Origin of the sequence: Paenarthrobacter sp. AB444 (genome assembly GCF_028736865.1) — a bacterium.
Classification (GTDB): domain Bacteria; phylum Actinomycetota; class Actinomycetes; order Actinomycetales; family Micrococcaceae; genus Arthrobacter; species Arthrobacter nicotinovorans_B.
Map to the genome: position 1 here is coordinate 26,392 of NZ_JAQZBY010000001.1, position 26,748 is coordinate 53,139.

A 26,748-nucleotide genomic window follows, 5' to 3' on the forward strand; every position below is an offset into this window, starting at 1 on the left:
TACCAATCCCAAATGGTATTGGTTGCCCAAAAGGCCCTCGACCAGATGTGCCGCTGACCCGAAGTGGTTCTGGATCTGGCCGTTTGTGTGGGCGCTACTGGCAGAGTCTGTCCGTGGTTTCCAGGAGCGCGGACCGAATCTGGTCGCTCATCAGGTCGCGTTGAGTGAGCATGCCGGGGTCTTCCAGTGGGGTGGGCAGCGGCGCAGGTACAAGCGTCATGGTGGCTTGGTAACGGCCGTCAGAGGAACTGAGTGCGATGGTCCTGAAGTCAAGAAATCCGCCCCTGGCCCAGAACCGGGGCTTCCCGGTGCAGTCCTCGGTCCATCTGAAAATGCCCAGTGCGTAGGGCTCGATGACGGTCTTCTGCATCTCGGCCAGGGACGTCGCTGAGATGAGCCGGCCGTTGAAGAGCGCCGCGAGGAAGTCATTGACGTCGGACACGGTGGAGATGACGCCGTGCGAGGGGGAGCCGAATTGTTCCGGGAGGGGGCTGCCGGTGAAGCGTTGGCCTCTGATGGTGACATAGCCCTTGATCAGGTCGGCGGGTTCCAGGCTTTCGTCGCTGATGGTGGTGTGGGTGAGTCCCAGGGGTGCGATGATGTCGTCGCGAAGGATTTGTGGGTACGGCTTTCCCCGGAACTTTTCCAGGATGAGGCCCAAGGCCAGATAGTTCGAGTCCGAATAGTTGAATGATCCAATGGTTCTCGCTTCCCATGGCAGGGTACTGGCGAGCTTCAGCCCCTGCAGTGGGGTGATGCGCTGATTGCTTGCTGCGATCAGCCCGTCGAGGTTGCTGAACAGTGCGTCGCCGTAGTTGGGCAAGCCCGAAGTGTGTGACAGGAGCTGCCGGACGGTGATGGGTGCCGGCGGTGTCAGGCCGGTGCCTAGGCTGTCCAGAAGAGCATTGACCTGGTCATCGAGGCCGATCAGGCCCTCGTCGACGAGCTTCAGAACCGATGCTGCTGTCATGGTCTTGGTGACACTGGCGATGGGGACGCGGTCACTGGGCTGGGCTGGGTCTTTGGTGTCCAGGTCGCGCACACCATAGGCCTTCGACCACGTGCCTCCGGGCCACTGGACCTCTGCGACAACGGCAACGGCATCCTCGTTCATGAAGGCCCGCATGGCGTAATCCAGGGAATCAAACGCACTGGTACTGGGCGGCGGTGACGGTGTAGGTCCCGCGGCAGTGCAACCTGTCAAAACCACTGCCACGGCCAAAGCAATGACTCGATGAAAGTTAAGCCGGGAGTACATCGGCAAATCCAACGTAACGACGGTCGAACGTGAAGAACTTTTCCTCCTACGCGTTTCAACGAACGGAAGGAATAGTTCCTCGGCGATACGGCTCGGAGCCGCTACAGGCACGCGCATCCGCTAGAAGCTATACTTTGATGTTCCTCCCGCTACGGCGCCCCCGCAAGCCACCTTTTCCCAGCGTGGCTAAACTGACGTCTTACTCACTGCTGGTTCCTTGGGTCGATGGCACCAAGGCCGGGCCAGTGGTCTTTGGGCGGAGGCCAATCCACGTGCTGCCCAGAGCGTTCTTTAGAGCCGGCTGCTGAGTCCATCGTTGGCAGCTGCGGGACCGGGGGAGAGTTTGTGCTCCTGGCACCCTTCCCATCGCCCCTTGCTGTGGCAATTGAACCCTCTTATTCTTTGGTTACCGTCATGTATCTAGTAGTGCGAGCGGCACTGCCGCAGTAAGGGCGTCGTCCCGAAATCTATGCACAGGTCTCCGCAAATAGTTTGTGTGTGCAGCTCGATCCGCGCGTTCAGTTCTGGAGATCCTCATGCTTCTCAAAGGTCGCATTCTCGGCCTGACTGTTTCCACCGTGTTAGTTCTCGCCTGCTCGGGTATGGGCCAGATGGCCTACGCAGACACTCCAAGTGACGCCGTCGTCACTTTCCAATTTAAAACAACGGTCGACGCGTCGCAGCTTGGGGGTGATACAGCCACACCTCTGAGGGTGACATACCAATTCGCCCCATCTCTCCTACCCGGGACTGGGCCTTTCGGCTCCTCCGGAGATGGAACCTACGAGAGTTACGGGCCATTTAAGGAATTTGTACTCGAGCTCGGTCAAGAGTGCGTTGCGGTACGCGGCGACGGAACCGGTATCACCGTATTCAACAACTCCGGCGGCGGCACCGAAGACGCATACGACGTGCGGGGGGATGTCCCAGCGACCACGGGAACAACTCTGATGGGCCTCAATTTCAGGTTCATGAGATTCCTGCTCCTAGACTCCGACGGGACTATGTTCGACTCCGTCTCGTTGCCGGTCCAACAATTCTCAACAGCTGCAGCCTTTCAGCAGACGACGATTGAGCTGAGGAATTTGGGAGGCCAACGCTTCCGTCTAAATGCTGGTGACGCTCCTTATGTCTTGGACCAAGCCGATCTTCCGAGTTACCTCAGCGCCCTGTCTGATGAAGTCAACGGCGCCACGCAGTTGACGCCAGCCCTTAAAGCGAAGCTTCTCGAGCCTTTGCAGAGGGCCAACACGCTCCTCGACGGTGTTCTGGACCAGAAAGACGTAACTAAAGCCAGGGGAGCGCTCGAGGATTTCATCAAACTCGTTCAGACGAATCGAAACAAGATAGGACAAACATCGGTCGGTTTCTGGACTCCGTCCGCGGAGGAGATTGCCGCCCGGATTCCCCGCTGCGCATAACACTCGAAACTCGCCCTCTCCGGATTGCAATCAGGCCCCGTTGCTACTCCTTACGTCCTGAAGCCGTGGTCCCCACCTGGTGTGCAACAAGCCGCGGTATGCCTAAAGCACATGCGTCGGGCCCCACTAACCACAGTGATCTACCCATAATCAACCCAGATAGCAGTGATATTGCGGGTTCATGTTGATCCTGTTTGCCCGATTGTTTCCGCCACCGGTCGGTACTTCGAGAGGATCGCGGAAGCTAAGGCCTGCACATCAATGAGGGAACACATGCAGGTTCAAGCTATGCTGCGAAACGCCCAAGGCAGCTGGTCAAGTGATCCCATGAGAGGGTGCTCCGGCCGACCAACGGGTCCGAGTTTCCCCATGTCACAGCGTATTTAGGGTTTAAGGGTGCGGCTCTGTGTCGCAAGGGGCGGAGTAGAGGTGATCGTGCATGAGATGCAATAATCATTGGTTTAGTGGCGTCCCTGCGGATTGGGTATGGGCGTATTCGTCTGTTTCAGGCTGATGCGTGCGACAGAATGGCCAGTGTGGATAGAACGAAATTGGTCGAGTCGGCATTCGCTGGCGCTTTCAAGTTGCGCGGGTTCCGGAAACGGGGCCGGAACTGGTTCCGAACGACATCGGCCGGTGAGTATCAGGTGGTTAACCTTCAAAAGTCCCGGTGGGGGAGCGGAGACTACTATCTGAACCTTGGTTGGGACCCATCGGTCCCTAGTGGGGAGTTCCGTTCAGAAAACTTCTGCCTTCTGAGCCTTCGAGCCGAAGCAACTGACGTAATCCCGCCGATTGATTTTGCTCGACCTGATGGCTTGGTTGCACGAGACCTTCCGGGAACCATCCTGCTCGACGCCGAAATGGGTGGTCGCATCCCCGAGGATGCGTTCCTCAAACAGCTCACTGACGTTGTCATCAACCCGGTCGCAGACTTTATGGACAGTACCCCGTCTGTGGTCGATCTGGTTCCGCTGCTTTCCGCCAAGCCGCAGTTTGCTTTCGTTCCTGTGCGGGAAGAGCTCAGCCGCCGAGGATACAAGCTCCCCGAGCATTAGGAATCCCTCTGAGCAACTAGCTGGGCCAAGATCCTTCGGAAAGGCGGCGCGCTTCTTCGCGTATCAGAGTACTCAGCTGATGCCTTTCGACGCCTCTGGGCGGATCATCCCACTCGCTTAGCCAGCCAATGAGTGGCCGAAGTCTCTCGGGCTGGCCCAATTGTTTCCATCCCTGACTCCATATCAAGAACCCGGCATTGTCAGGGGCTGCTTTTTCGTTTGCGATCGCTTCACAGAGCCAGCGGACCAGCCGCCAGCGCTCATCTGGTGTTTCCGCCGGGAGGGGTGGAGCGATACCCAATTCCTCGGAGACTGCCCGGAACAGTTCTTGAGCCTCGGCTTCTTCCCGCCTAGACAGGCCAGCGAGGAGCGGAAGTGATGGAGACTCCACACCATCAAGGAGAGCCTGTAATGCCGTGTCAATGAGAACATTTGCTCCGACGGTCTCATCACCGGCTGCCCGGATTGCCAGTTCCTGGAGTTCCTTCAGAGTGCTCATGACATGAGTTTCGCAGACCAATGGCAGGCGTTGCCTCGGTTGAGGGCACTGAGTCGGCGCATCAGTGTAGTGGGAAGGGACGGATCGATTTCTTCCGCCAATCGCGCGGGCCGCACTCGGCGTGGTGCTCCGCGTGCATCAGAATGTGTGAGTGAATAGGCGCGAATTATTAGCAGCGTTTGAAGACGCATTCGATCACTCGATTGTCTTCCATGGTTTCGCCGAGTACATGCGGGACTACGATGTGTTCATTCACGTGACCGCTGATCCACGAACGGGGATCAAGCCAGAGTTCCTTCGCTATCGATTCACGCATTGTGTTCGTGCCACCGTGGAGACAGCTATCTCGCCGGAAGTTTGGGCGCGGTCGCTGGACGAACGATTGCTTGACTACGACACCGCCATCGAGTCTGGTGTGGATGGGTATGTTTGGGGCGTCAACTACCACGATCTCTATCCGGGCATTTCCCTTGCAGAGGACTCAACCGAAGCCGATGAATGGGCTGGCCGCCTTGGCATTCCCTTCTACGAGGCTCTGTTCGAGACCAACGGCCACCGTCTTGAGCTCGTCTTCTCTGACCTTGTGGTGACGAAGCTCGGAGCTGGTTTTGCGCCTTTCGTTATTCCGCGGGAGGGATCCGAACCAGTGGGCGGCGGTTAGGTCCTCAGCAGGGGCAGCGGCACGACGTAGTATTCCTTTGCTTTCCTGTTTGTCACGAAGGTGCGGCACCGGGACTGGGCTGCTTCTTCGGAATTGAACCGTAGTGCCTGGTTTTCTCTGGGGGTCCATTCGTCGCCGGGCCGGTTGGGGTGCAGGTAGTAATAGAACGTTTGTCCTGTGTCCAGGCGCACGACTATGCCCCAAGCGGCGGGTTTACGCTTTCCCATTCCGGTCCTTTCGTTTGGTGTCTTTCAGCTTTTCCGGAGTGTGGTTTGTCCGCCGGCTGACGTAGCGGGTCCATGCGTCGCCGGCGTTGTCGGCGTGGATGAATGCAACTTGGTGGCTGTAGCCCAGAGCGTCGGCGACCAGCGGTGGCGGTGTGATCGTGAGGAGCTCATCGAGGGCGGTGTTTCGGGCGCCACGCAGGTCGATGCCGAGGCTCCGGAGCCTGTCCATGATGGTGTTCGGGTGAAGGTGTTGTCCTGCTCTGGTGCCTGGGAAAAGCCATGGGCTTTGGGTGTTTGATCCGGTTCTGAGGTTGGGCCGGCTTGCCAGGTGCTGGCGGATCAAGTCTGCTACGGGGCTGGGGACGGGCACTGGGTGGAGGCCTAGTGTGATTCTCATGTTGCCGGTGGTTTCGTTGGTCTCTATGGCGTCGGTCCGGAGTCTGGCGACTTTCACGAGGGGTTGGGCATAGAGAAGCAGAAGGGCGCCGGCGACTCGGTAGGGCAGGGATTCGCTGGTGCCTGTGAGTAGTTCCCGCAGCCAGGCCAGGCGCTGGTCCTGGGTGATTGTTGGTCGTGTTTTCGGGGTGTAGTAGCCCATTTCGACGCGGTGGTTTGTGCCGGTGTTCTTGATGAAGACGATGAACGTGCGGATTTGTTTTCTGGTTGTGGGTCCGGCGGCGAGCCAGGCTTCGATGTCTTGTTGGGTGCAGGTCGCTGCTGTTCGTTGGTGCGTTTCCCAGAGCCAGAGAAGGAATTTGATGGTTTCGGTGATCTCTTGTTTGGCCGAGTGCACCGGGCCGCGGGCGTTCTTCTCCGGTGTTGTGGTGGTCCGGATGCGTCGGAGGTGGTGCCAGGTCGCGAAGTGCTCGACTGGTTTAGCCACCTGCTCGGGCAAGGGGTCGAGTTTGGCTTTGATCCAGGTTTCGAACCGGGCCAGGTATGGGTCTTGGTAGGGGAGCAGGCCGTGGTGGACGAGCAGGGCGCGTAGGTGGTTTGTTGCTCGTTCGGCCGTTTCGGCGTAGGTATCGAGGCCTTCGTGGGTCAGGGGTGTTGTCCCGTTGGTGAGGGATCTCAGGAGGGCTTGGACTGTGGCGGAGCGTTTCCAGGTGATGATGCTCTCGGGGCGCTCGGCTTGGCAGAGAATGTCGATAAGCCGGGCCGCTGTTGCGGGATCAGCTGGGTTTGTGGGGGGTAGCTGGGTGAGGTCGTCGCGGAGGGCGCAGCGGGCGCAGGTGCCCGTTCGGTAGAACTCGCCTTCGTGGTTGCAGCGGGTGCAGTGGAAGTCGTGGGTGATTCCGGCGCAGGGTGCGCATCGTGGTCCGCCGCTGGTTTCGGGTGGGCCCGGGAGGAGCCGGTGTTGTCCGCAGTCGGGGCAGGTCCCGTGGGTTCGGGTTGCAGTGGTGAAGCAGGGGCCGCAGATTTTCCCTTCGGGCCAGGTGGCGCGTGTTCGGCCGGCGCTGCGGCTGCAGCGGGCGCAGGTGGCGGTGCCGGTGGTGCGTGGCCTGCCGCGGGTGGTGTTGCGGGCAGTCAGGCCGGTGTGTTGGTCAGTTGTCATCGTCGATGATGCGGGCCCGGCGCGGGCGGACGGTGCGGTTCAGGTCAACGACGTTGGGGGAGTTGGTGCCGGTTTTGCGGGCGCGGATGTCTGCAGCTGTGACGGTGATGAGGTCCTCGGGTCCGCAGGAGAAGATGTCGCAGATCGCTGCGATGACCTGTAAGGCGACGCGTTCGGGTTTCTGGTTGACCAGCCGATAGACCTGGGGGCGTGACAAGGTGATGCCGCGTTCGGCGAGCAGGGGGATGAGGTCGGTGGTGTTGTGCAGTCCCCGTGCTGCCATGAGCTCGGCGAGCCGCCATCTGTACTGCACTTCCCGTTTCACCATTGGCCTCGCATCTGCATGCCGAGGACGTCGTTCATGGTGCCGTCCAGGGCTGCCCGAAGGGCGGTGTTGCGGAAGTCGTCGCTGACGAACTGGTAGATGCCGGTGGTGGAGGCGTGTTCGTGGCCCATTTGATATTGCACAAATCTAGAATCCCACCCATCCTCGAGCAGGTGCGTCGCATAGGAGCGTCTGAGCGAGTGAAGGTCCAGCCCGTCCATCGGCATCCCCAGTTCTTTCAGGTAGCGCCGCAGCCGGCGCAGCAGGGTCGATTCGCAGATCACCCCGCCCCGCTCACTGGGAAACATATCGAGGGTGTCGAGGGTCCCGCGGCCGTTGGCGAGCCAGTCGTCGATGACGCCGGAGGTCCAGTCGAACACTGTCAGGACGCTGCGGGATTTGAAGGTGGAGCCCTTGAGGGACTTACCGAAACGGACTTTGCAGATTCCTGTTTTCCCAAACCTTCGTGCTTGCGGGTTGGTCGCGAAATCGACCGTTTGCAGGTGCCGCAGCTCGTTGAACCGGAGTCCGTAGGAGTACGTGACTTTCAGCATCACGGAGTCCCGGTAGGCTGCTTGCCAGCCCTTCTTGCCGGAGGCGGCGATGAGTTCAACCTGGTCATCTGCGTGGTCAAACAGCCGCTGCAGCTCAGCCCTGGTGAACGGCCTCTTCGAGGGCCGGCCTTCGTACTCCTGGGTGTGGGAAGCGGTATTCCAGTCGAAGAAAACCTGGGACGGGTGGGTTCCGAAACGTTCCTCGCAGACCCGGTCCCAGCCGTAGTCGGGGTTTGACACGTAGGAGCAGAACCGGCGAAGGGAGGACTGGTAGCCGCGGATGGTCGACTGCTTCAACTGGTAGATCGAGCGCAGGTCACCGAAATACTCCTCGACATGCTCCGGCCCCCAGTTCCACGGAAACTCGTTCACATGGTTCACGAACCTCTTGACACAAGCGATGCCCTTATCGATCGTGTCGAACTGCAGGTTCCTGGAGAGCTGCTGGTTGCGCCACCCGGTGAACATGTCCTCGAGCGTCTGCTCCTCGGGATGCAACAGGCGAACAGCACTCAGCTGCAGCACACGCCCGGAACCATCGACCGCCATTATTCGCCCCCAAAATCGCCACAGAAACATGTGAAAAGTTGAATCAATGATTCATCAAATGCATCATCAAGGCAAAGCCGCAGGTCAGAGGCGCTTCATGCGCAGTCATCCATGCGCAACGCATCACGCCGGACCCCAGGCAGGATCGCCGGCTGAGACAAGCCGACCGCCTAGATTCCGCGGAAACTACCGGGGATCGGGGAGATCCTGGCAGGATCAGCGGTTGGGGCGAATTGATTCATCTGATGAGATACGCAGAGTTCTACTTGACATAATGTAGATTATCGGCGTTATGGGAACATTCGTGGAAGCGGCTCTCAGGCGCCTACATAGGCGGCTAGATGCTTGCCGGTCAGCGTCGCTTTGCCAGCCACCAGTTCAGCCGGCGATCCAGCGAAAACTATCCTGCCGCCGTCGTGCCCGGCTCCGGGTCCGAGGTCGATGATCCAGTCGGCGTGAGCCATGACTGCTTGGTGATGCTCGATCACAATGACCGATTTTCCTGACTCGACCAGGCGGTCCAGCATGCCCAGCAGATTCTGGACATCCGCCAGGTGCAGGCCCGTGGTTGGCTCGTCCAAGATGTAGATGTCACCCTTCTCGGACATCTGCGTGGCAAGCTTCAGCCGTTGCCGCTCACCACCGGACAAAGTCGTCAACGGCTGGCCCAGTGTCAGGTAGCCAAGTCCGACGTCGGCGAGGCGGTCAAGGATTTTGTGGGCTGCCGGCGTGCGGGCGTCGCCATCACTGAAGAAGGCTTCGGCTTCATTCACCGACATTGCAAGCACTTCTGCAATATTGCGCCCGCCTAGCTTGTATTCAAGAACAGAAGCCTGAAAGCGCTTTCCCTCACATTCTTCGCACGTGGACTCGACCGTGGCCATGACGCCCAGATCTGTGTAGATAACGCCCGCGCCGTTGCACGTTGGGCAGGCGCCTTCGGAGTTTGAACTGAAGAGCGCGGGCTTGACGCCGTTTGCCTTCGCGAATGCCTTCCGGATCGGCTCCAGAAGGCCCGTGTAGGTGGCCGGGTTGCTCCTGCGGGAACCGCGGATGGCGCCCTGGTCGATCACCACCACGCCGTCACGTTTGGCCACTGAGCCGTGAACCAGTGAACTCTTTCCGGAGCCGGCGACGCCGGTCAGGACGCACAAAACACCCAAGGGGATATCCACATCCACATTCCTGAGGTTATTGGTGGAAGCGCCTCGCACTTCCATGTACCCCTTGGCGGTACGCACCTTTGCCTTCAGGGAGGCACGGTCATCGAGGTGGCGCCCGGTGATGGTGTCACTCCCCCGCAATCCTTCCAGATCCCCTTCGAAGCAGATTGTGCCGCCGCCGCTTCCAGCGCCTGGGCCGAGGTCGATGATGTGGTCCGCGATGGCGATGGCTTCAGGCTTGTGTTCGACCACCAGAACAGTGTTGCCTTTGTCCCGCAGCTGAAGCAGGAGCTGGTTCATGCGCTCAATGTCGTGCGGGTGCAAGCCGATGGTGGGTTCGTCGAATACATAGGTGATGTCGGTCAAGGACGAGCCGAGGTGGCGGATCATCTTGGTGCGCTGGGCCTCTCCCCCGGACAGGGTGCCTGCGGGACGGTCAAGCGACAGGTAGCCCAGTCCAATGTCCGTGAAGGAATCCAAAAGGTGCTGGAGCCCTTTGAGCAGCGGCGCCACCGAAGGCTCGTCCAGTTGGCGGATCCAGTCCGCGAGATCGCTGATCTGCATGGTGCAGACGTCGGCAATGCTCTTGCCCTTGATCTTGGAAGACCGGGCCTCCGGACTCAGCCTGGTGCCCTCGCACTCCGGACAGGTCGTAAACGTGATGGCCCGTTCGACGAAGGCGCGGACATGCGGTTGCAGGGCGTCGACGTCTTTGGAAAGCATCGATTTCTGGATCTTCGGAATCACGCCCTCGTAGGTCAGGTTGATCCCTTCCACCTTCACTTTTGTGGGCTCGCGATACAAAAGATCGTGCAGTTCCTTCTTCGTGAATTTGGCGATCGGCTTGTCCATGTTGAAGTAACCGGTCCCGCTGAAGATGCGTCCGTACCAGCCGTCCATGCTGTAACCCGGAATGGTGAGGGCGCCTTCGTTGAGCGATTTGTTGTCGTCGTAGAGCGCTGTGAGGTCGAAGTCGCTGACCGAACCCATACCTTCGCAGCGCGGGCACATCCCGCCCAGCCGGTTGAAGGTGGCTTTTTCCGTCTTGGTCTTGCCTTCGCCGCGCTCGACCGTGATTGCTCCACTGGCTTTCACCGTGGGGACGTTGAACGAGTAGGCGTTCGGGGAACCAATGTGGGGTTGTCCAAGCCGGCTGAACAGAATACGGAGCATGGCGTTCGCATCAGTGGCGGTACCTACGGTTGAGCGGGGGTTTGAGCCCATCCGCTCCTGGTCGACGATGATCGCCGTCGTCAGCCCTTCCAGCACATCCACATCAGGTCGTGCCAGGGAGGGCATGAAACCTTGGACGAAAGCGCTGTAGGTCTCATTGATCATCCGCTGCGATTCGGCGGCAATGGTGGCAAAAACCAGCGAACTCTTGCCGGACCCGGACACCCCCGTGAACACGGTGAGTCGTCGCTTCGGGATCTCGAGGCTGACGTCCTTGAGGTTGTTTTCGCGTGCGCCCTGCACCCGGATGAGGTCATGGGTATCGGCAACGTGCAGCTCAGGAGATTGTGTATCCGAACCGGCAGCAATAGTCATGGTTTCTCCGTCCATTGGGCGGCGCTGCCCAACAGTCCCCCGTCGGCGTCGCCTGGCTCTGGTTGACCACCCTCGGTCAATACGATTGATTCTGCCATTGTCTTCCCGGCTTTACTCACTAAGAATGAAGCATGCCGGTATACATGAGGTCTCTCGAAACCGCCGTTCCCCCAACCATCCTTGTCCAGCAGCAAGCCCGTGAGGTTTTCGCTTCCCAACCTGGCCTGACGCGGCTGGGTACCCGGCTCGTCACCACGTGTTTCGATTCGGCTGCCATCGACACACGCTTCACGGCAGTGGAAGAGCTTAGCCTTGACGCACATCCCGAAAGCCCGAAGTTCTTCGACCCCCGGACCAATATGGTCTTGAGCCCCAGCACCAAAGTCCGGAATGAAATTTTTGCCACCGAAGCCACCAAACTGTTCATCGAGGCCGGCAAGACGGCAGTGGCCCGGGCCCAAGGCGTTGACCTTGACGACATCACGCATGTGATCACGGTGTCCTGTACGGGATTCTTCAATCCCGGTCCCGACTACAAGGTGGTCAGGGCCTTGGGCCTCAACCCGGCGGTCCAGCGCTACCACCTTGGGTTCATGGGCTGCTATGCGGCCTTCCCGGCCATGAAAGCTGCAAAGCAGTTCTGCGTGGCGGATCCTGAAGCGGTGGTCCTGGTGATCTGTGTGGAACTCTGTTCCCTCCACGTCAGGACGTCCAATGATCCGGACACCATCATGGGCTCGGCGATCTTCGGAGACGGCGCGGCCGCGGCAGTCATCTCGGCAAGGGAACCGGAAGGCGACGAACCGGTGATACGCCTGGATCACTTCGAAACAGTCCTGACACCGGTTGGCGAGGAAGCCATGGCATGGAACATCGGCGACGAAGGATTTGAAATGGTCCTCGGCTCCTACGTGCCGCACATTATCGAAGAGCACATCACGGGCGCGCTGGAACCGTTGCTGGCCAAGGAACCGGAGCTCGCCGGGGTGCCGTACAAAGACATCACACACTGGGCCATCCATCCCGGCGGACGGAGCATCCTGGACAAGGTTGAGTCAAAGCTGGAACTGACCCAGGAGCAGCTGGTACCGGCCAGGGAAACGTTGCGGGAATTCGGCAACATGAGCAGTGCAACGGTCCTGTTCGTCCTGAAGTACATGCTGGGGCAGGCGGCCAGCGAACGGGAGGAGCGGATCTGCTCCATGGCGTTCGGTCCCGGCCTCACGGTGGAGACCGGCCTCTTCACACTGGTCTCCCCCGCTCTGTGAGCCCTTGGGGGTCCCTCAGGGAGAGGGACCTTTACAGCATTGAGGACATGGACGGCCCCGACTGCGACCCGCTGCTGCTCAACAGGACGTATGCGCGCTTTCCCGTCGTCAACAGGCTCCTTTCACGGTGGCGGAGCTCGTACAAACGCCGCCTTCGCCCGCTCTTGTCCGAAACAGGGCGCGCGACATTGCTGGACATCGGAAGCGGTGGTGGGGACGTGGCGCGCAGCCTGGCCCGGTGGGCCCGGCAGGACGGTTTCGTGCTCGACGTGACTGCGATTGACCCGGATCCACGGGCCAACGCTTTTGCCACCGGCCTGCGCGCCGTGGAGGGAGTGTCGTACCGACAGGCCCACAGTTCGGAGCTGGTTGCGGAAGGAGCGGCTTTCGACGTCGTCATTTCCAACCACATCCTTCACCACCTGGACGCACGGCAGTTCGCTGGAGTCCTGCGCGATTCCGAACTGCTCGCCGGGCGTGTAGCCCTTCACAATGACTTGGCACGGAGCAACGTCTCCTACCTTCTGTTCATGGCCGGCTTCTGGCCCTTGGGATGGGGTTCCTACATTGTGAAAGACGGCCTGCTGTCCATCAGGCGCAGTTACACCTTGCCGGAACTGAGATCGGCCATTTCGCCTGAGTGGCGGGCTGAGCGCAACGGACCCTGGCACAACATGCTGGTCCACGAGCACAGCGGATCGGGGAAGCGGGAACGTGCTTGACGTCGTCGTTGTCGGAGCGGGGCCAGTGGGCCTCTTCATGGGCCTTCTGCTCCTTCAGCGTGGTCACAGGGTGCGTATCCTCGAACGCCGGACCGGCAGAGGCACCCGCTCCCGTGCTATCGGAATCCACCCACCGGCCCTGGCAGAGCTGGAACGTGCCGGTGTTGCCCAGGAGCTCGTCCGCGCCGGAGTCCACATTACGAGGGGCGTCGCCTACAGCCAGCGACGCAAGGTTGCCGAATTGCCGTTCTCCAGCGATCCCGCGTTCCCCTTCATCCTTGCGGTTCCCCAGACGGTCACCGAGAAGGTGTTGGAGGACGCGGTGCTGGAGGTGGATGAGGCCGCGATCGCCCGTGGTGTGAACGTCCTGGAAGTATGCGACGACGGCCCAAACGTGCGCGTCCGGGCCGCGTCGTCGGCGGGAAGCCAGGAGTTCACCGCCCACCTGGTGATCGTTGCCGATGGCGCCCATTCTTCGCTTCGATGCCGGTTCGCCCCGAACGTTCCTTCAAACAGCTATCCGGACGCCTACCTCATGGGCGACTTCCCCGACAGCACCGGACACGGTGCGGATGCGGTGCTGTACCTGGAGCCCGCTGGAATCGTCGAGTCCTTTCCGCTGCCGGGAGGCGTCCGGAGGTGGGTGGTACGGCTCGGCGCACCGGCCACGGGCGCGACGGCGGACACCCTGGCTGGGTTGGTCGAGTCACGAACGGGTGAGGTGCTGGAGCCGGCCGGCAATACGATGCTCAGTGCCTTTGAGGTGCAGTCGCGGTTGCTGCCACGGATGGTGCACGGGCGGGTGGTGATGCTCGGAGACGCCGCCCACGAGATCAGCCCCATCGGCGGGCAGGGCATGAACCTGGGGTGGCTGGACGCAGCGGCCCTGTCGCCCATCATCGACGCCTCCTTGGCAGGAACAGACGTTGGGGCGCTGCTGCAGGACTTTGAGAAGACCCGGAGGAAGGCTGCGGTCCGCGCGTCGCGGCAGGCCGGCCTGAACATGGCCTTGGGCAGACCACTTCCGCCGGCCGCCATGACAGTGAGAAACAGACTCTTCGCCGGCCTGCTGGGGATGCCTGGTGTTACGCAGCTCGTGGAGCGGCGCTTCACCATGCGGTAGCTATTCGGGCACGGTGTAGTAGCAGTCGTAGGTGTCCTGGCTGATGATCAGGCCATCCCGCAGCTGGAAGACTGCTGTGCTCCGTGCGCGGATGGTGTCACCACGGTCCCAATGCGGAAGGTCCAGAAGCAGCGTGGCCGACCAGTTCATCTCCAGCACCACACGGTCATCCTGGCTGGTGGTGCGGACGACCTCAAAGCGTTGGTCGGCCACGATGTCCTGGCTGTCGTCAGCGCCCGACAGGGTTTCGGCAAGATTCCGGATGGAGCCGGTCTTGGACAGGGCATGGGGCCATTCCGTTAGCTGGAAGTCCTCAGCCAGGAAGGGCCGCAGTTCGGCTGAGCCGCCGCCGGCTTCAACTGCCCGCACGAACGAGAGTACGTGCTCCAGAGGGGTGGGAGTGGTCATCCCATGAGCCTAGCCCACCGCCGAAGACGCTCGTGGCGATAGGCTCGATGCATGACGCATCAAACCCATCCCGGAGCCAAGAGTCCCGCTACGGACTTCAATCCCCTCCAAATCCGGGACGCCGTCCGAAGACTGTTGGACTCCGAAGAACTGCCCGTCATCGTCCAGGCGGGGCACCCGGTGCTGCGCCAGCTCGCCGCGCCATATGACGGCCAGCTCGACGACGTCGAACTGCTGGCACTGATCGACCGGATGCGCGAGGCCATGCATGCAGCGCCGGGTGTCGGCCTGGCGGCTCCACAACTCGGTATTCCCCTGCAGATGGCTGTCCTTGAGGACAAGTACGAGATCGATCCTGTCTCCGCTGAGGTGCGGCACAGGGAACCACTGGACTTTTTCGCCATCGTTAATCCGGCGTACCGGCCCTTGGGTGTGGAAACAGCGTCGTTCTATGAAGGATGCCTCTCAGTGCAGGGGTATCAGGCTGTGGTGGAACGGCACCGGAATGTTGAGTTGTCCTATGCCACGCCTTCCGGTGAGCCGGTAGAGGAATGGTTCTCGGGGTGGCAGGCGCGTATCGTCCAGCATGAAACCGACCATCTCCACGGTGTCCTGTACCTGGATAAGGCCGAGATCCGGTCCTTGGCCAGCAATGCCGAGCACACAGCACGTTGGGCTTCTCCGGACATCGACGGGGCGCGCAGGTCACTCGGTTTCCCCGGCTGAAGCCGTTGAGTGACCTGCCTCCTTAGGCCTCGGGCTGGTTCAAAGCGCTTGGAAGATACGTGGACCACCATCGAAGGATGTGCTCGAAGCGCTGACAGCGATGATGCGGTGTTCCGGAACGGGACAACTCGTGGTCCTCGCCCGGAAAAACCAGCAGGGCCGTATCCACTCCCTGGGCCTTCAAGTGCGCGTAGTAGCGCTGGCCTTGTTCGATGGGGCAGCGCAGATCATTTTCACTGTGGACTACCAGCGTTGGCGTCCGGACATCCCCGACGACGGCCATCGGACTTTGGGCGTCCATATCCTCCCGGGTGGGTCCTGTGTACTCGCTGCCGAAGAACCAGCCAATGTCCGAGGAACCGGCAAAGCTGACGGGATCAAGGAATCCACGTTCCACGATCGCTGCTTTGAACCTGTGGTGGTGGGCGATGATCCACGCCGTCAAGTAGCCGCCATAGGAACCGCCCATGATGCCCACTTGCTCCGGGTCAAGGGCAGAATGGGCGGCCAGTGCTGCGTCCAGGAAAGCAAGCACATCCTGCATGTCCAAAGTGCCCATCTGCCCCTTGATGGCCCGTCCATGTTCCTGTCCATAGCCTGAGGAACCACGGGGGTTGCACATCACCACCGCATACCCGGCCGCTGCGTACACCTGGGCCTCGTCAAAGAAGGCTCCCGTGTATTGCGAGAATGGGCCGCCGTGGATGGTCAGGAGGACCGGGTGGGGCCCTGGGCCTTCCGGCATGACCAACCAGCCGTGAACAGGGTGACCGTCGCTGGATTCGGTCTCGAAATCCATTGGCTCACTGACTCTGGAGTTGTTTCGCAGGTTCCCTGAGAAGTCGGTCAGGAGGCGAAGTTCTCCACGTTCCAATGACGCGACGTCCCCGACAGTCGAGGCATCGCAAAGGGTCACCGCGGTTTCGCCGTTGGCTGCAACAGATGCCCCGATGACCACCCGTGCACCGTAAACCAGCGGAGTAATGGTGCCATCAGCGGTGACATCAAGGAGTTCGACACTGCCCAGGGCGGTATTCAGCACCAGGACGCTTCCCGGCCCGCTGGGTTCAAGTGGTCCCGAGACATCCAGGTGTTCCACGTCGGTCAGTGCCAGGGCCTCTCCCCCATCCACTGGCATCACGTGCAAGGCGGAATTCCGTGCCACGAAGTCCCTGCCGCTCGCACCGATGTCCTGGGCGGTGAAGAACAACCACCGGCCATCCGTCGAAGCCCTCACGGCGCTGACGGTCTGCGGTGTCCGGTTGGAGGGTTCGACGGCGACCGGCTCGCCTCCCGCGGCATCCACCCTGTAGACCGAGGTGACGAGATCGTCGTCGTGACCTTCATGCAGCGCGGCGACGAAATAGAGGTGGGCCCCGTCAGCCGAAAAGGCGGGCGAAGTGTGGTCGGAATCGCCGAAGGTGAGCTGCCGCGGGATGGGGAAACCAAGGTTTTCCGGCGTGGGCTGCTCATGGGCTGACCGGCCCCGGGGGGTTACTGCGGGCTCGTCACCCAGTTCGGGAACATCGACCACAAACAGTTGCTGCCGTTGGTCGGCGGTATAGCCGACGCCGTTCATCATGTACTGGTTGGCAACAACGTAGCGCGGGTCTTCGGCTGCGGGACTGACGCCATCGATCGTTCCATAACGTCCCTGTTCAGGGACCCTGGCCTGGAACGCGATGCGGTGCGAGTCCGGCGCCCAGACGAAGCTTTCGACGCCTGCGCGCTGGTTCGTGATTCTCTGCGGTTCGCCGCCCGCCGACTCCACGACGAACACTTGGGGTTTGCCGCCGGGATCGCTCCTGAGGAAGGCGAGCACCAGCCCATCAGGTGAGAAGGCCGGAGACGTGTCCCTGAAACCCCGGGTAATGCGACGCGGATATTTGGTGTTGTCCAAGGGGACCGACCAGAGCTGGCCAACGTAACTGTCGGCGTCGAAATCCGGCCTTGTGACTGATACCACCGCTTTCGTGCCGTCAGGGTGGATTGCCGGGGCGGACACGGAGTTCAACAGGGGCAGCTGCTCTGGTTTCACGATGGTGAGCCTAGCGGGGTGGCCTGCCCGGCGGCACCAGACACTCCGTCCACCGTAGGATTGAAGCCATGTTGTCCGACGCCGTCTCCGCCCTGCGATGCCCTGTTTGCCAAGGACTTTTCGAGTTGCGTCAGGCCCGTCCGGCAACCCTCGCGTGTCGGTCGGGACACCTGTTTGATGCTGCCAAGCAAGGCTATTTCAACTTCCTTACAGGCAAAGGAACGGCTTTCGAAGCGGACACAGCCGAGATGGTGGCCGCCAGGGTCAGGTTTCTGGAAGCAGGGCACTATGCGGAATTGGCCACGGGACTGGCAGAGATGGCCGCGGAGGCCATCCGAGGGCCGGAACCACTGGTTCTCGACGCCGGAACCGGCACCGGTCATTACCTCCGCACTGTTATGGACGCAACGGGGGCCAGCGCCGTTGGGATGGACATTTCCAAGTTCGCCCTTCGGCGTGCGGCGCGGCTCAACTCAGGGGCCGCCAATGTGGTGTGGGACATTTGGCGTCCATTGCCCATGGCGGATAGCTCGGTGGACGTCGTGACGGTTGTTTTCGCGCCGCGGAATCCTGAGGAGTTCGCGCGGGTTCTGCGCCCCGGAGGATCGTTGCTGGTGGTAACGCCGCGGCCCGGCCACCTCCAGGAGATCGCTGCGAGGACAGGGATGCTCGGGATCGAAGAGGGGAAGGAAGAACGGCTGGCCGGGTCCATGAGCGGCTGGTTCGATTCGCCCACCAGCCGCTCCCTGGATGTGCCACTGGTGTTGTCGGGAAGCGAAGTAGCCGACCTCGCCTACATGGGCCCCGCTGGCCACCATCTCCGTCAGGAGCAGCTGTCCGAACTGGCAGCTTCAGACGAGGACATGGACACCACGGCCAAGTTCCGGATCAGCGTGTTCACCACGTCCTGACGCTTGACCGCGCCGCGGGCTAGGATGGAGGAACAGCGACTGTGATCCCGCTCGCGGGATCCGGGACCAAGGGGGAACGATGTTTGAATGGCTCGGCGAGAACTGGTGGGCCCTATGGCTTACAGTCTTCCTCGCGTTCGCAGTGGTGGAGATGCTGACTCTCGACCTCTTCTTCATCATGTTGGGCGGCGGTGCGCTTGCCGGGCTCATTGCGGACTTCTCCGGCGCCGATCTTTGGCTGCAGATCGTCATCTTCTGCGTGGTGTCCCTTCTGATGATCGTTTTTGTCCGGCCAGTAGCCTTGAACCACCTGCGCAAGGGCCCCACGGAACAGCTGTCCAACATAGACCGGCTCATAGGCCAGCCTGCCCTCGTCATTGAAGCCGTGAGCAGCACCAGCGGGCTGGTGAAAATTGGTGGCGACGTTTGGAGCGCCCGCAGCGCCGCTGGTGTCATCGACGCCGGCGCCACCGTTCAGGTCACCAAAATTGACGGGGCGACGGCGGTGGTCGCCTCGGCCGACGACAACAGCCCCCGCTGACGCTTCGGCGCACTCAAGATTTCAGGCTGTTCCCGGACCGGGTTGCCTGCCCGCGAACAGCCGCATCAAACCACGCAATTGGGGAACGAAGGAGATGTATGGACGGCTTAGGAGGAACAGCAGCGGCAATTGTGCTGGTTGTTCTCGTCATTTTTGTGATCATCGTGTTGGTCCGCTCGGTAAGGATCATTCCGCAGGCACGTGCCGGCGTCGTTGAACGGCTCGGCAAGTACCAGCGCACGCTTAACCCGGGACTGACCATCCTGATTCCGTTTGTCGACAGGCTCCTGCCACTGCTCGACCTGCGTGAGCAAGTCGTGTCCTTCCCACCGCAGCCGGTCATCACTGAAGACAACTTGGTTGTTTCCATTGACACCGTGGTCTACTTCCAGGTCACTGATCCACGGGCGGCAACGTACGAGATCGCCAACTACATCCAGGCAGTGGAACAGCTGACCACCACCACGCTTCGTAACGTGGTGGGTGGGCTCAACCTGGAAGAAGCGCTGACCTCACGCGACCAGATCAACGGTCAGCTGCGTGGTGTGCTGGACGAGGCAACGGGACGCTGGGGAATCCGCGTCTCCCGGGTAGAGCTCAAGGCGATCGACCCGCCCCACTCCATCCAGGACTCGATGGAAAAGCAGATGCGTGCAGAGCGGGACCGCCGTGCGGCCATCCTGACTGCCGAAGGTACCAAGCAGTCCCAGATCCTGACCGCTGAGGGCCAGCGCCAAGCCGCCATCCTCGCGGCCGAAGGCGATGCCAAGGCCGCCATCCTCCGCGCAGATGGTGAAGCCCAGGCCATCCAAAAGGTCTTCGATGCCATCCACAAGGGCAACCCGGACCAGAAGCTGCTGGCGTACCAGTACCTGCAGACCCTTCCGAAGATCGCGGAGGGCACCTCGAACAAGCTCTGGATCATTCCCAGCGAAGTAGGCGAGGCCCTCAAGGGTATCGGCGGCGCACTGGGCGGCAACGGCGGGGACTCCCCTGTTGCCGGCCTTTTCGACGGCGGGACCAAGGAACCTGAGCCTGCAGGGGCCGTGGAACCTACCCGTCCGGCGGAGTAGTCCAGCTCATAGCAAGGCCACGAGCGGTCAGCCTTTCAGGCTGGCCGCTCGCTGCGTCCGCCTGCTTTGAGTAGTCGGCAAAAATCAGCGTATAATAGGATATTTGTCCGGCTGATTCAGCGTGGACGGAACATTAAAGCTTGGCCAGGCGTTGCAATTAGTGATGCAAGGTGTGCAGAAGTAGTCCGTAGGGATCGTGAAAACGGCTTACGGCTAGCGCGGAGTTGCTGCTCCGCGAACAGACAGAGGGAGTAATCATGAGCGATCGCAGCCTGCGGGGTATGCGTCTTGGCGCCCAAAGCATGGAAACTGAATCCGGCGTTGAACCGGCACCGCGCCAGCGGGTCGAGTACCGTTGCGAGGATGGCGAGCAGGTCTTCGTAACCTTCTCTTCCGAAGCGGAGATCCCTCCTGTGTGGGTTTCCAAAACCGGTAAGGAAGCGCTCCTGGTCGATGGCGAGCGTCCCGTGGATGCCAACGAAAAAGCCGTCCGCACGCACTGGGACATGCTGCTGGAACGCCGCAGCCTTCCCGAGCTGGAGCAGATCCTTGAGGATCGCCTCAACATTCTTCGTGAGCGCCGCGGGGAACGCCGTTCGGCATAGTTTCCACCAACACGCAAAAAGGCCGGGTCCGGTTTCCCTTGGGAACCGGAGCCGGCCTTTTGCTTTAAGAACTACTTTGCCATTTCGGCTGACTTGCCGGTGAGCTTGGCCCAGCGTGCTGCCAGTCCCCACTTGGTGACGTTGATCATGGCTTCGACCACAATGTTCCCGCTCATCTTCGATGCCCCGAGTTCGCGCTCCACGAAGGTGATGGGACGCTCCTCGATACGAAGGCCAAGCTTGGCCACGCGCCAGGCAAGGTCCACCTGGAAGCCGTAGCCGACCGACTCCACCTCGTCCAGCTTCAATGCCTCGAGCGTACTGCGGCGGAAGGCGCGGTATCCGCCAGTCACGTCCTTGATCTTGACGCCGAGCATGATGCGGGCGTAGGTGCTGCCGATGCGGGAGATGGCCTGACGGTAGAGCGGCCAGTTCACTACGCTGCCACCCGGGACCCAGCGGGAGCCCATGGCCAGATCCGCTCCGTCCTTCACGGCGTCAAGGAGCAGTGGCAGTTGCTCGGGCTTGTGTGAACCATCCGCGTCCATCTCGACGAGAACGTCGTAACCGGCTGCCAGGCCCCACTTGAAGCCCGCGATGTAGGCAGCCCCCAGGCCTTCTTTGCCCTTGCGGTGCAGGACGTGAACCTGGCTGTCCTTTGCTGCGAAGTCGTCGGCAAGCTTTCCCGTGCCGTCAGGGCTGTTGTCGTCAACCACCAGGACGTCGGAGTCGGGAACTGCAGCGCGCAGCCTTCCCAGCGTCACGGGGAGCGACTCCAGCTCGTTGTAGGTGGGAATGATCGTCAGGACACGCAAGAAGAGGCCTTTCCTTGATGGAGCGGTCGGTGTGCCGGACCAGCGTGGCAGCTGGCGTTCTGGCGCAACTCTCCATTATAGGACGACGGCGGCCAGGACTTTTGCGTCTGTGGCGCCGGCCACAGTGGTCGGGATGCTTCCGGGATGGTACCTGGCTACACGCGCAATGACTCGTGGGCAAAGAGCTCACGGCCCTGGTGCACCGTCTGCAGGCAACGCGGGTCCGACCCCGTGTCGAGGGCGGGCAGCAGCGGTGTCCGGGCGCGGGGATCAGTGCTCCACGACTGGACCCGGCTGTCCGCAACCTGGACCATCAGCTCGTCGACTTCCCAGACGGCGAAGCTGGCCGGAGCCCCGGGAACCAGCTGCCCCATGAGGGGGTTCCGGTGCTTGGCGGCCCGCCATCCTGCACGGGTGTGGCCCAGGAATGCCGCCCGGGCCGAGATGCGCTGGTCGGGGTTGCTGTGCTCGAGGCAGGAGCGGACGCTGGACCACGGGCGCAGTGCAGTGACAGGGCTGTCACTGCCAAAGGCGATGGGCACACCACTGGAATAGAACGAAGCAAAGGGGTTCATGCTGCGGCTGCGATCGCCCAAGCGTTGTTCATACAACCCGCCTGGAGCACCCCATGCGGCGTCAAAGCCGGGCTGGACGCTGACGGTTACTGAGTACTTGGCAAGCCTGTCAATGGCGAACTGGTCCGCCATCTCCACGTGTTCCAGCCTGTGGCCGGCTGCGCGGACGCGCTGCTCCCCTACCTCGGCCGCCGCGGAATCCAGGGCGTCCAGGACGGCGGCCAGTCCGGCGTCGCCTATGACATGGAAGCCGGCCTGCAGGCCCAAGGCCGACGTCGCTGCCAGATGTTTGGCGGCCTCGTCCACCGAAAGGTAGAGACTGCCGCGCTGTCCGGGGGCATCAGAGTAATCCTCCAGCAGCGCAGCCGTTCTGGAACCAATGGAACCGTCCATGTTGAGATCGCCCGCAAGGCCCAGGACAGGTGCGCCCAGAGCCCCCAGAATCTCCTGGGCGTGCTCCTCCGAGGACGCCAGTTCGCCCCAGTACGGGAGGATTTCCAGGTGGTCCCAGTGCTCGTTCCAGGACGCGGCCATTCGCAGGTCCTCCGGCCCGCATATATGCGGCGCCGACATTTCAGCCAAAGCCACGTAACCGTTGGAGGCGGCCTCCTTCAAAGCCAGTTCCTGGTAGGTGCGCCGTTCGGCTTCCGGGAATCGTCGTGCGTGCAGGCGGGCCGCCGAATGCGCCGCCCGCACCACTCGGGCCGTCCCTGCATACCCGTCGAGGCCGTCAAGGCCTGCAGCAGCCACCAGGGAGGCCGAGACCAATGCGGAGTGGACATCGACGCGGGACAGATAAACCTGCCGGTCCCCTGCTGCGCGCTGGAGCTCTTCAAGGCTGGGCAGTGTGGGATCGTTCCACGTCGTTTCATCCCAGCCGTGACCCAGGATGGTGCCCGAACCGCCTGCGGCTGCGACGGCGTCGAGCAGTTCTGTTGCTGAGCGAACGGTGCCAAGCTGGAGGCCCCCGAGGGCCAACCCGGTTTCCGTCAGGTGGGCGTGCGAATCCACGAATCCCGGAGCCAGGAGGGCGCCATGGAGATCGATGATCTCCATGGATGAATCCGCAATGGACGTTGCGGCCTGCTCAGACCCCACCCACGCCACGGTGTCCCCATCCACCACCATGGCGGTCGCAAAGGGATCTGCCGCCGTATAGATCGATCCGTTTCGGTACATGATGACCTTACGGTCGGATCCTTGGTGTTGCTGGCCGACAGGCGTGCCGGGCTGGTTCATGTGGTGAGCTCCTTGAGCATGGGCAACAAATAATTCGTGGGACAGGTGGTCACGCGCTAGGCCACTGTCGAGTAGGCCACGACACCCCGGCGGACCAGATCGATGGACTCCCGGCAGATCCGGCCCAACCGGGGGTCAAGCTGTGGGATCTTGGCCAGCTGGTCCAGCAGGTCCACCACCTGCTTGGCCCAACGGACGAAATCTCCGGCCGCCAAGTCGGTTCCGCTGAGCACGTCCTGGAGATGGCGGCCCTTGGCCCACTTGTACATCGGCCACATCAGGCCAAGCTCAGGCTCGCCCGTCAAAGGGAGGCGGTGTTGTTCCTCGGTGTCCTCCAGCCGGGACCATTCCCGGACAACCACATCGACAGCCGTTTCCAGGGATATGGTCGGCATCTTCGGGCGAAGCCCACGGTCCTCCCGCTTGGCTTGGTACACCAGTGTGCTGGCGAACGAGGCCAGTTCGGCTGCGTCAAGGTCGTTGATGGCTCCCTGGCGGATGGACTGGGAGATCAACAAGTCCTTCTCGCCGTAGATCCGGCGAAGACGCTGTCCGTCGGCACTGATGGTGACCTGTCCGGCGTCGTTTGTTTCCAGGTAGCCGTAGGTGGAAAGAACCTCGCATACCCGGTCGAACGTCTTTGCGATGGTGTTGGTGCGCCCCTGGATCTGGCGGACCAGTCCGTCGGTCTCCTTGCGCAGCTTCCACCAGCGCTCGGACCAACGAGCATGGTCCTCCCGTTCGCTGCAGCCGTGGCAGGGATGTGCCCGCAGGGCACGGCGGAGGTCAGCGATCCTCTTCTCCTGGTCCGGCAGCCGGGCCCCCAGACCGAAGTCCTCGTGCCTGCTGTTCCTGCGCTGCGGTGCGTCTTCACTGACCGCGTGGCGCATCGATGAGGCCAGATCGCGGCGGGACTTGGGAACCTTGGCGTTGAACGACTTCGGTATCCGGATCCGGGTCACCGGCGAAACGGGGCCGTCGAGGTCGTGGACACCGATCCTGCGCAGCTGGTTGTCCTGGGTCAGCACTGAAGGACGTGGTTCGCGGGCATGCGGGTCGACATCCAGTACCACCGCATGCCCCGCCAGCCGGCCGCTGTAGATGCTGATGACGTCACCGGGGATCAACCGCGCGAGGGAGTCGGCAACGCGTGACTTTCGCGCGCGTTGGTGGTCGCGGGCTGCGTTGTTCTCAGCATCGCTGAGCTCGCGCCGCAGCTTGGCGTACTCGGTGAAATCCCCCAGGTGGCATTGCATGGACTTCGCGTACCCGGCCAAGGATTCTTCCCGCCCCCGGACCTGCCTGGCCAGGCCAACGACCGAACGGTCCGCCTGGAACTGGGCGAAGGACGACTCCAGGATTTCACGGGCCCGCACCCGGCCGAACTGGGCGATGAGGTTGATGCTCATGTTGTATGTGGGCCTGAAACTGGAATTCAGGGGGTAGGTGCGCCTGGAGGCAAGACCCGCAACAGCCGCCGGATCCGTGCCCGGTTGCCACAGGACGACGGCGTGGCCCTCGACGTCGATACCGCGCCGGCCGGCGCGACCGGTCAGCTGGGTGTACTCCCCCGCCGTGATGTTGACGTGGGCTTCGCCGTTGAACTTCTCAAGTTTCTCCAGGACCACGCAACGCGCGGGCATGTTGACGCCCAGGGCCAGCGTTTCGGTGGCAAAGACGGCCTTGACCAGTCCGTCTGCGAAGAGCTTTTCCACCACTTCCTTGAAGGTAGGCAGCATTCCGGCGTGGTGGGCGGCAAAGCCCCGGACCAGGCCGTCACGCCATCCCCAGAAGCCGAGGACGTCCAGATCATCGGCAGGGATCTCATGGCTGGCCTCATCCACCCGTTGGGCGATGACCTGCTGCTCACGTTCCGTGGTGAGCCACAGCCCCGAGGCAGCGCACTGGGCCACGGCGGCATCGCATCCGGCACGCGAGAAGATGAAAGTGATGGCCGGAAGCAGATCCTGGCGCCTCAGGCTCTCGATCACCTGCGGGCGGCTGGCCTTGCGGACAGGACTTCGCTGCTCGGACTGCTGGCGGTCGTCGCGGTGCCGGTCCTGACGACGGCGGCTCCGGCCGCCATGTCCGAACCTGCCTCCCATGTTCATCCGGCTCTCGGAACGTGCCATGGCCAGCAGGTCCGGGTTGACTTCGAATTCCGGACCGGTAACTGCTTGCCTTGCTTTCGGGGTGGATGCTCCCTTGGGCGAGACGCGGCGACGCGGGTTGATCTCGCTGGATACTTCGGCTGCCTCCGAGAGGTCCGGGGCGTCGGTTTCCTGCGCGCCAGGGGCCACGGGCGCGATTTCGTCGAAAGAGGTGTCGCCGGCAAAGAGATCCACGATCTCCCTGCCCACCATGACGTGTTGCCACAACGGCACCGGCCGGTGTTCAGAAACAATGACGTCGGTATCGCCGCGAACAGTGTCCAACCAGGCACCGAACTCTTCGGCGTTGGAAACGGTTGCGCTCAGGGATGCCACCTGCACTTCGCTGGGCAAGTGGATGATGACTTCTTCCCAGACGGCTCCGCGGAAACGGTCGGCAAGGTAATGGACCTCGTCCATGACGACGTAGCCGAGATCGCTGAGCGTCTCCGAATCGGCGTACAGCATGTTCCGCAGGACTTCTGTGGTCATCACCACTACCGGCGCATCGCCGTTGATGGTGGTGTCGCCTGTCAGCAGACCAACGTTCGCCGCCCCGTACTTCTCTGCCAGTTCCGAGAATTTCTGGTTGCTCAGGGCCTTGATGGGGGTGGTGTAGAAAGCCTTGAGTCCCCGCTGAAGGGCCAAGTAGATGGCGAACTCGCCGACGATCGTCTTTCCGGCGCCGGTGGGGGCTGCCACCAGCACGCCCCGCCCCTCCTGCAGTGACTTGCAGGCTTCACGTTGGAAGTCGTCCAGTTCGAAGTCAAGTGAACCGGCGAAGGAGCCGAGGTAGGTTTTCGCCTCCGCTGCCCTCCGGGCTGCCGCTTGGTAACGCTCGGATGGTGAAGGTGACCCGGAAAACGAAGACATGCATCAAGCCTAGTGGCCGAACGTCTAGAGATTCTCCAGATCTGCGGCCGGGGTGGCGATATCGGCAGTGGCCTCCGTCTCGGCAGCGCGCTTGATGGCACGGCGTTCACGACGACGGTCGTTGAGGAGACACACACCGATGGCCGCGAAGAAGAGCAGCAGCATGGGGGCCGCAAGATAGAACATGCTCATCGCGTCCGCGCCGGGGGCGGCCATGGCAGCGAACAAGCAGACCAGGAAAATGGTGATGCGCCAGCTCTTGACCAGCTGCTTGCCTTTGACGATGCCGGCGAGGTTCAGGCCGACGAGTACCACGGGTACCAGGAAGGCAATGCCGAAGGCCAGGAGGAGCCGAAGGACAAAGGCCAGGTAGATTTCGGCGCTGATGAAGTTTGAGCCACCCACGGGGGTGAAGTCCGTCAGCACACGCACCGCGTTGGGCAGGACAAGCCAGGCGAGAAGGACGCCTCCGATGAACAGCGGGACAGCCGCAGCTACGAAGGACAATGCGAGGCGGCGTTCTTTCTTGTGCAATCCGGGAACGATGAAAGCCCAGAGCTGGTAAATCCACACGGGGCTTGAAAGCAACACCCCGAGGAAGACGGAGACCTGAACCATGAGGTCGAACGAACTTGCCACGCCGTCAAAGTTCAGCGTGGCGGCGCGACCCTCTTTTTCATTGAGGTCCTTGATCGGTTTGATCAGGGCCTCCAGGAGCGGCTGGTAGACGATGAAGCCCACCACTGTCCCGAGGATGACGCCGATTGCAGCCTTGAAGAGCCGGTTCTTCAGCTCCTTGAGATGGTCAAGGAGCGCCATCCGGGCTTCGGGGTTGGCCTTTCGCCCCTTCGTCTCTACCACTT

Annotated in this window: 24 protein-coding genes and 1 pseudogene; 12 read left to right on the forward strand and 13 right to left on the reverse strand. The window is 61.7% G+C overall.

Going from position 1 to position 26,748, the window contains the following annotated elements; translation table 11 throughout:
• Positions 1-94 precede the first annotated feature (94 nt).
• A complete protein-coding gene (locus PQ627_RS00135; RefSeq protein ID WP_274257671.1) occupies positions 95-1,126 on the reverse strand; it encodes a serine hydrolase domain-containing protein in 1,032 nt (343 codons plus the stop codon).
• Between the two features lie 668 nt (positions 1,127-1,794).
• On the opposite strand from PQ627_RS00135, the gene PQ627_RS00140 reads away from it, so the two are divergent.
• The 3 genes and pseudogenes from PQ627_RS00140 (at position 1,795) to PQ627_RS00145 (ending at position 3,737) form a co-directional block, all read left to right on the forward strand.
• Positions 1,795-2,679, forward strand: a complete 885-nt coding sequence (locus PQ627_RS00140; RefSeq protein WP_274257673.1) for a hypothetical protein — start codon at positions 1,795-1,797, stop codon at positions 2,677-2,679.
• A 527-nt stretch (positions 2,680-3,206) separates the two neighbouring features.
• A pseudogene (locus PQ627_RS19950) lies at positions 3,207-3,371 on the forward strand (DUF4304 domain-containing protein); the annotation flags it as partial.
• Positions 3,372-3,497: 126 nt separating this feature from the next.
• Positions 3,498-3,737, forward strand: a complete 240-nt coding sequence (locus tag PQ627_RS00145; protein ID WP_274257674.1) for a hypothetical protein — start codon at positions 3,498-3,500, stop codon at positions 3,735-3,737.
• A 16-nt stretch (positions 3,738-3,753) separates the two neighbouring features.
• Here the strand turns inward: PQ627_RS00145 and PQ627_RS00150 are convergent, their stop codons facing one another.
• The gene (locus PQ627_RS00150) at positions 3,754-4,236 is read right to left on the reverse strand and encodes a hypothetical protein (RefSeq protein ID WP_274257676.1); all 483 of its coding nucleotides are present in this window, start codon (positions 4,234-4,236) and stop codon (positions 3,754-3,756) included.
• 151 nt (positions 4,237-4,387) lie between these two features.
• On the opposite strand from PQ627_RS00150, the gene PQ627_RS00155 reads away from it, so the two are divergent.
• The gene (locus PQ627_RS00155) at positions 4,388-4,897 is read left to right on the forward strand and encodes a YxiG-like protein (RefSeq protein WP_274257678.1); all 510 of its coding nucleotides are present in this window, start codon (positions 4,388-4,390) and stop codon (positions 4,895-4,897) included.
• Here the strand turns inward: PQ627_RS00155 and PQ627_RS00160 are convergent.
• The 5 genes from PQ627_RS00160 to PQ627_RS00180 all read right to left on the reverse strand — a co-directional run bounded on the left by PQ627_RS00160 (position 4,894) and on the right by PQ627_RS00180 (position 10,818).
• Positions 4,894-5,124, reverse strand: coding sequence for a hypothetical protein (locus PQ627_RS00160; RefSeq protein ID WP_274257680.1), 231 nt, complete (start codon positions 5,122-5,124; stop codon positions 4,894-4,896). The genes PQ627_RS00155 and PQ627_RS00160 overlap by 4 nt on opposite strands.
• Complete coding sequence (locus PQ627_RS00165; RefSeq protein WP_274257682.1) at positions 5,111-6,679, reverse strand: recombinase XerD; 1,569 nt, start codon at positions 6,677-6,679, stop codon at positions 5,111-5,113. The genes PQ627_RS00160 and PQ627_RS00165 overlap by 14 nt, the downstream gene beginning before the upstream one ends.
• Positions 6,669-7,007: a helix-turn-helix domain-containing protein gene (locus tag PQ627_RS00170; protein WP_227453645.1), complete on the reverse strand. Its 339-nt coding sequence runs from the start codon at positions 7,005-7,007 to the stop codon at positions 6,669-6,671. The genes PQ627_RS00165 and PQ627_RS00170 overlap by 11 nt, the downstream gene beginning before the upstream one ends.
• Complete coding sequence (locus PQ627_RS00175) at positions 7,001-8,107, reverse strand: tyrosine-type recombinase/integrase (RefSeq protein WP_274257686.1); 1,107 nt, start codon at positions 8,105-8,107, stop codon at positions 7,001-7,003. Before PQ627_RS00175 ends, PQ627_RS00170 begins: the two co-directional genes overlap by 7 nt.
• A gap of 317 nt (positions 8,108-8,424) precedes the next feature.
• A complete protein-coding gene (locus tag PQ627_RS00180; protein ID WP_274257688.1) occupies positions 8,425-10,818 on the reverse strand; it encodes an excinuclease ABC subunit UvrA in 2,394 nt (797 codons plus the stop codon).
• Between the two features lie 131 nt (positions 10,819-10,949).
• On the opposite strand from PQ627_RS00180, the gene PQ627_RS00185 reads away from it, so the two are divergent.
• From PQ627_RS00185 to PQ627_RS00195, 3 genes are read left to right on the forward strand one after another with little or no spacing between them, the layout of a single operon-like run.
• Positions 10,950-12,086 (forward strand): type III polyketide synthase, encoded by a 1,137-nt coding sequence (locus PQ627_RS00185; protein WP_144658867.1) that lies wholly within the window; start codon positions 10,950-10,952, stop codon positions 12,084-12,086.
• Positions 12,083-12,808: a class I SAM-dependent methyltransferase gene (locus tag PQ627_RS00190; RefSeq protein ID WP_274257691.1), complete on the forward strand. Its 726-nt coding sequence runs from the start codon at positions 12,083-12,085 to the stop codon at positions 12,806-12,808. Before PQ627_RS00185 ends, PQ627_RS00190 begins: the two co-directional genes overlap by 4 nt.
• Positions 12,801-13,931: an FAD-dependent oxidoreductase gene (locus PQ627_RS00195; RefSeq protein ID WP_274257693.1), complete on the forward strand. Its 1,131-nt coding sequence runs from the start codon at positions 12,801-12,803 to the stop codon at positions 13,929-13,931. The genes PQ627_RS00190 and PQ627_RS00195 overlap by 8 nt, the downstream gene beginning before the upstream one ends.
• Here the strand turns inward: PQ627_RS00195 and PQ627_RS00200 are convergent, their stop codons facing one another.
• Entirely contained in the window at positions 13,932-14,339 is a 408-nt protein-coding gene (locus tag PQ627_RS00200; protein WP_274257695.1) for a nuclear transport factor 2 family protein, read from the reverse strand.
• Between the two features lie 51 nt (positions 14,340-14,390).
• Here PQ627_RS00200 and PQ627_RS00205 point away from each other — a divergent pair, with 51 nt between their 5' ends.
• The gene (locus PQ627_RS00205) at positions 14,391-15,065 is read left to right on the forward strand and encodes a peptide deformylase (RefSeq protein WP_274257697.1); all 675 of its coding nucleotides are present in this window, start codon (positions 14,391-14,393) and stop codon (positions 15,063-15,065) included.
• A gap of 22 nt (positions 15,066-15,087) precedes the next feature.
• Here PQ627_RS00205 and PQ627_RS00210 read toward each other — a convergent pair whose 3' ends face one another.
• A complete protein-coding gene (locus PQ627_RS00210; RefSeq protein WP_274257699.1) occupies positions 15,088-17,103 on the reverse strand; it encodes a S9 family peptidase in 2,016 nt (671 codons plus the stop codon).
• Between the two features lie 68 nt (positions 17,104-17,171).
• Between PQ627_RS00210 and PQ627_RS00215 the strand changes: the two genes are divergently transcribed.
• The 4 genes from PQ627_RS00215 to PQ627_RS00230 all read left to right on the forward strand — a co-directional run bounded on the left by PQ627_RS00215 (position 17,172) and on the right by PQ627_RS00230 (position 20,233).
• Positions 17,172-18,014: a methyltransferase domain-containing protein gene (locus PQ627_RS00215; protein ID WP_274257700.1), complete on the forward strand. Its 843-nt coding sequence runs from the start codon at positions 17,172-17,174 to the stop codon at positions 18,012-18,014.
• Between the two features lie 79 nt (positions 18,015-18,093).
• On the forward strand, positions 18,094-18,555 hold the full coding sequence (locus tag PQ627_RS00220; protein WP_274257701.1) for an NfeD family protein: 462 nt from the start codon (positions 18,094-18,096) through the stop codon (positions 18,553-18,555).
• A 98-nt stretch (positions 18,556-18,653) separates the two neighbouring features.
• Entirely contained in the window at positions 18,654-19,628 is a 975-nt protein-coding gene (locus PQ627_RS00225) for an SPFH domain-containing protein (protein WP_274257702.1), read from the forward strand.
• Between the two features lie 257 nt (positions 19,629-19,885).
• On the forward strand, positions 19,886-20,233 hold the full coding sequence (locus PQ627_RS00230; protein ID WP_011774875.1) for an RNA polymerase-binding protein RbpA: 348 nt from the start codon (positions 19,886-19,888) through the stop codon (positions 20,231-20,233).
• A 71-nt stretch (positions 20,234-20,304) separates the two neighbouring features.
• On the opposite strand, the gene PQ627_RS00235 is transcribed toward PQ627_RS00230, so the two are convergent.
• The 4 genes from PQ627_RS00235 to tatC all read right to left on the reverse strand — a co-directional run bounded on the left by PQ627_RS00235 (position 20,305) and on the right by tatC (position 26,746).
• Entirely contained in the window at positions 20,305-21,048 is a 744-nt protein-coding gene (locus tag PQ627_RS00235) for a polyprenol monophosphomannose synthase (protein ID WP_144658858.1), read from the reverse strand.
• A 155-nt stretch (positions 21,049-21,203) separates the two neighbouring features.
• Positions 21,204-22,862, reverse strand: coding sequence for an amidohydrolase (locus PQ627_RS00240; RefSeq protein WP_274257709.1), 1,659 nt, complete (start codon positions 22,860-22,862; stop codon positions 21,204-21,206).
• A gap of 56 nt (positions 22,863-22,918) precedes the next feature.
• On the reverse strand, positions 22,919-25,885 hold the full coding sequence (locus PQ627_RS00245) for a DEAD/DEAH box helicase (RefSeq protein WP_274257711.1): 2,967 nt from the start codon (positions 25,883-25,885) through the stop codon (positions 22,919-22,921).
• 24 nt (positions 25,886-25,909) lie between these two features.
• Positions 25,910-26,746 carry a twin-arginine translocase subunit TatC gene (gene tatC, locus PQ627_RS00250; protein ID WP_144658855.1) on the reverse strand — a complete coding sequence of 279 codons (837 nt, stop codon included), beginning with the start codon at positions 26,744-26,746 and terminating at the stop codon, positions 25,910-25,912.
• Positions 26,747-26,748 lie beyond the last annotated feature (2 nt).

Bases quoted from the DNA above. Each gene is read 5' to 3' on its own strand.
- PQ627_RS00135 (WP_274257671.1), bottom strand. From the start codon at position 1,126: ATGCGGGCCTTCATGAACGAGGATGCCGTTGCCGTTGTCGCAGAGGTC.
- PQ627_RS00140 (WP_274257673.1), top strand. From the start codon at position 1,795: ATGCTTCTCAAAGGTCGCATTCTCGGCCTGACTGTTTCCACCGTGTTA.
- PQ627_RS00150 (WP_274257676.1), bottom strand. From the start codon at position 4,236: ATGAGCACTCTGAAGGAACTCCAGGAACTGGCAATCCGGGCAGCCGGT.
- PQ627_RS00160 (WP_274257680.1), bottom strand. From the start codon at position 5,124: ATGGGAAAGCGTAAACCCGCCGCTTGGGGCATAGTCGTGCGCCTGGAC.
- PQ627_RS00165 (WP_274257682.1), bottom strand. From the start codon at position 6,679: ATGACAACTGACCAACACACCGGCCTGACTGCCCGCAACACCACCCGC.
- PQ627_RS00170 (WP_227453645.1), bottom strand. From the start codon at position 7,007: ATGGTGAAACGGGAAGTGCAGTACAGATGGCGGCTCGCCGAGCTCATG.
- PQ627_RS00175 (WP_274257686.1), bottom strand. From the start codon at position 8,107: ATGGCGGTCGATGGTTCCGGGCGTGTGCTGCAGCTGAGTGCTGTTCGC.
- PQ627_RS00180 (WP_274257688.1), bottom strand. From the start codon at position 10,818: ATGACTATTGCTGCCGGTTCGGATACACAATCTCCTGAGCTGCACGTT.
- PQ627_RS00185 (WP_144658867.1), top strand. From the start codon at position 10,950: ATGCCGGTATACATGAGGTCTCTCGAAACCGCCGTTCCCCCAACCATC.
- PQ627_RS00200 (WP_274257695.1), bottom strand. From the start codon at position 14,339: ATGACCACTCCCACCCCTCTGGAGCACGTACTCTCGTTCGTGCGGGCA.
- PQ627_RS00205 (WP_274257697.1), top strand. From the start codon at position 14,391: ATGACGCATCAAACCCATCCCGGAGCCAAGAGTCCCGCTACGGACTTC.
- PQ627_RS00215 (WP_274257700.1), top strand. From the start codon at position 17,172: ATGTTGTCCGACGCCGTCTCCGCCCTGCGATGCCCTGTTTGCCAAGGA.
- PQ627_RS00220 (WP_274257701.1), top strand. From the start codon at position 18,094: ATGTTTGAATGGCTCGGCGAGAACTGGTGGGCCCTATGGCTTACAGTC.
- PQ627_RS00225 (WP_274257702.1), top strand. From the start codon at position 18,654: ATGGACGGCTTAGGAGGAACAGCAGCGGCAATTGTGCTGGTTGTTCTC.
- PQ627_RS00230 (WP_011774875.1), top strand. From the start codon at position 19,886: ATGAGCGATCGCAGCCTGCGGGGTATGCGTCTTGGCGCCCAAAGCATG.
- PQ627_RS00240 (WP_274257709.1), bottom strand. From the start codon at position 22,862: ATGAACCAGCCCGGCACGCCTGTCGGCCAGCAACACCAAGGATCCGAC.
- PQ627_RS00245 (WP_274257711.1), bottom strand. From the start codon at position 25,885: ATGTCTTCGTTTTCCGGGTCACCTTCACCATCCGAGCGTTACCAAGCG.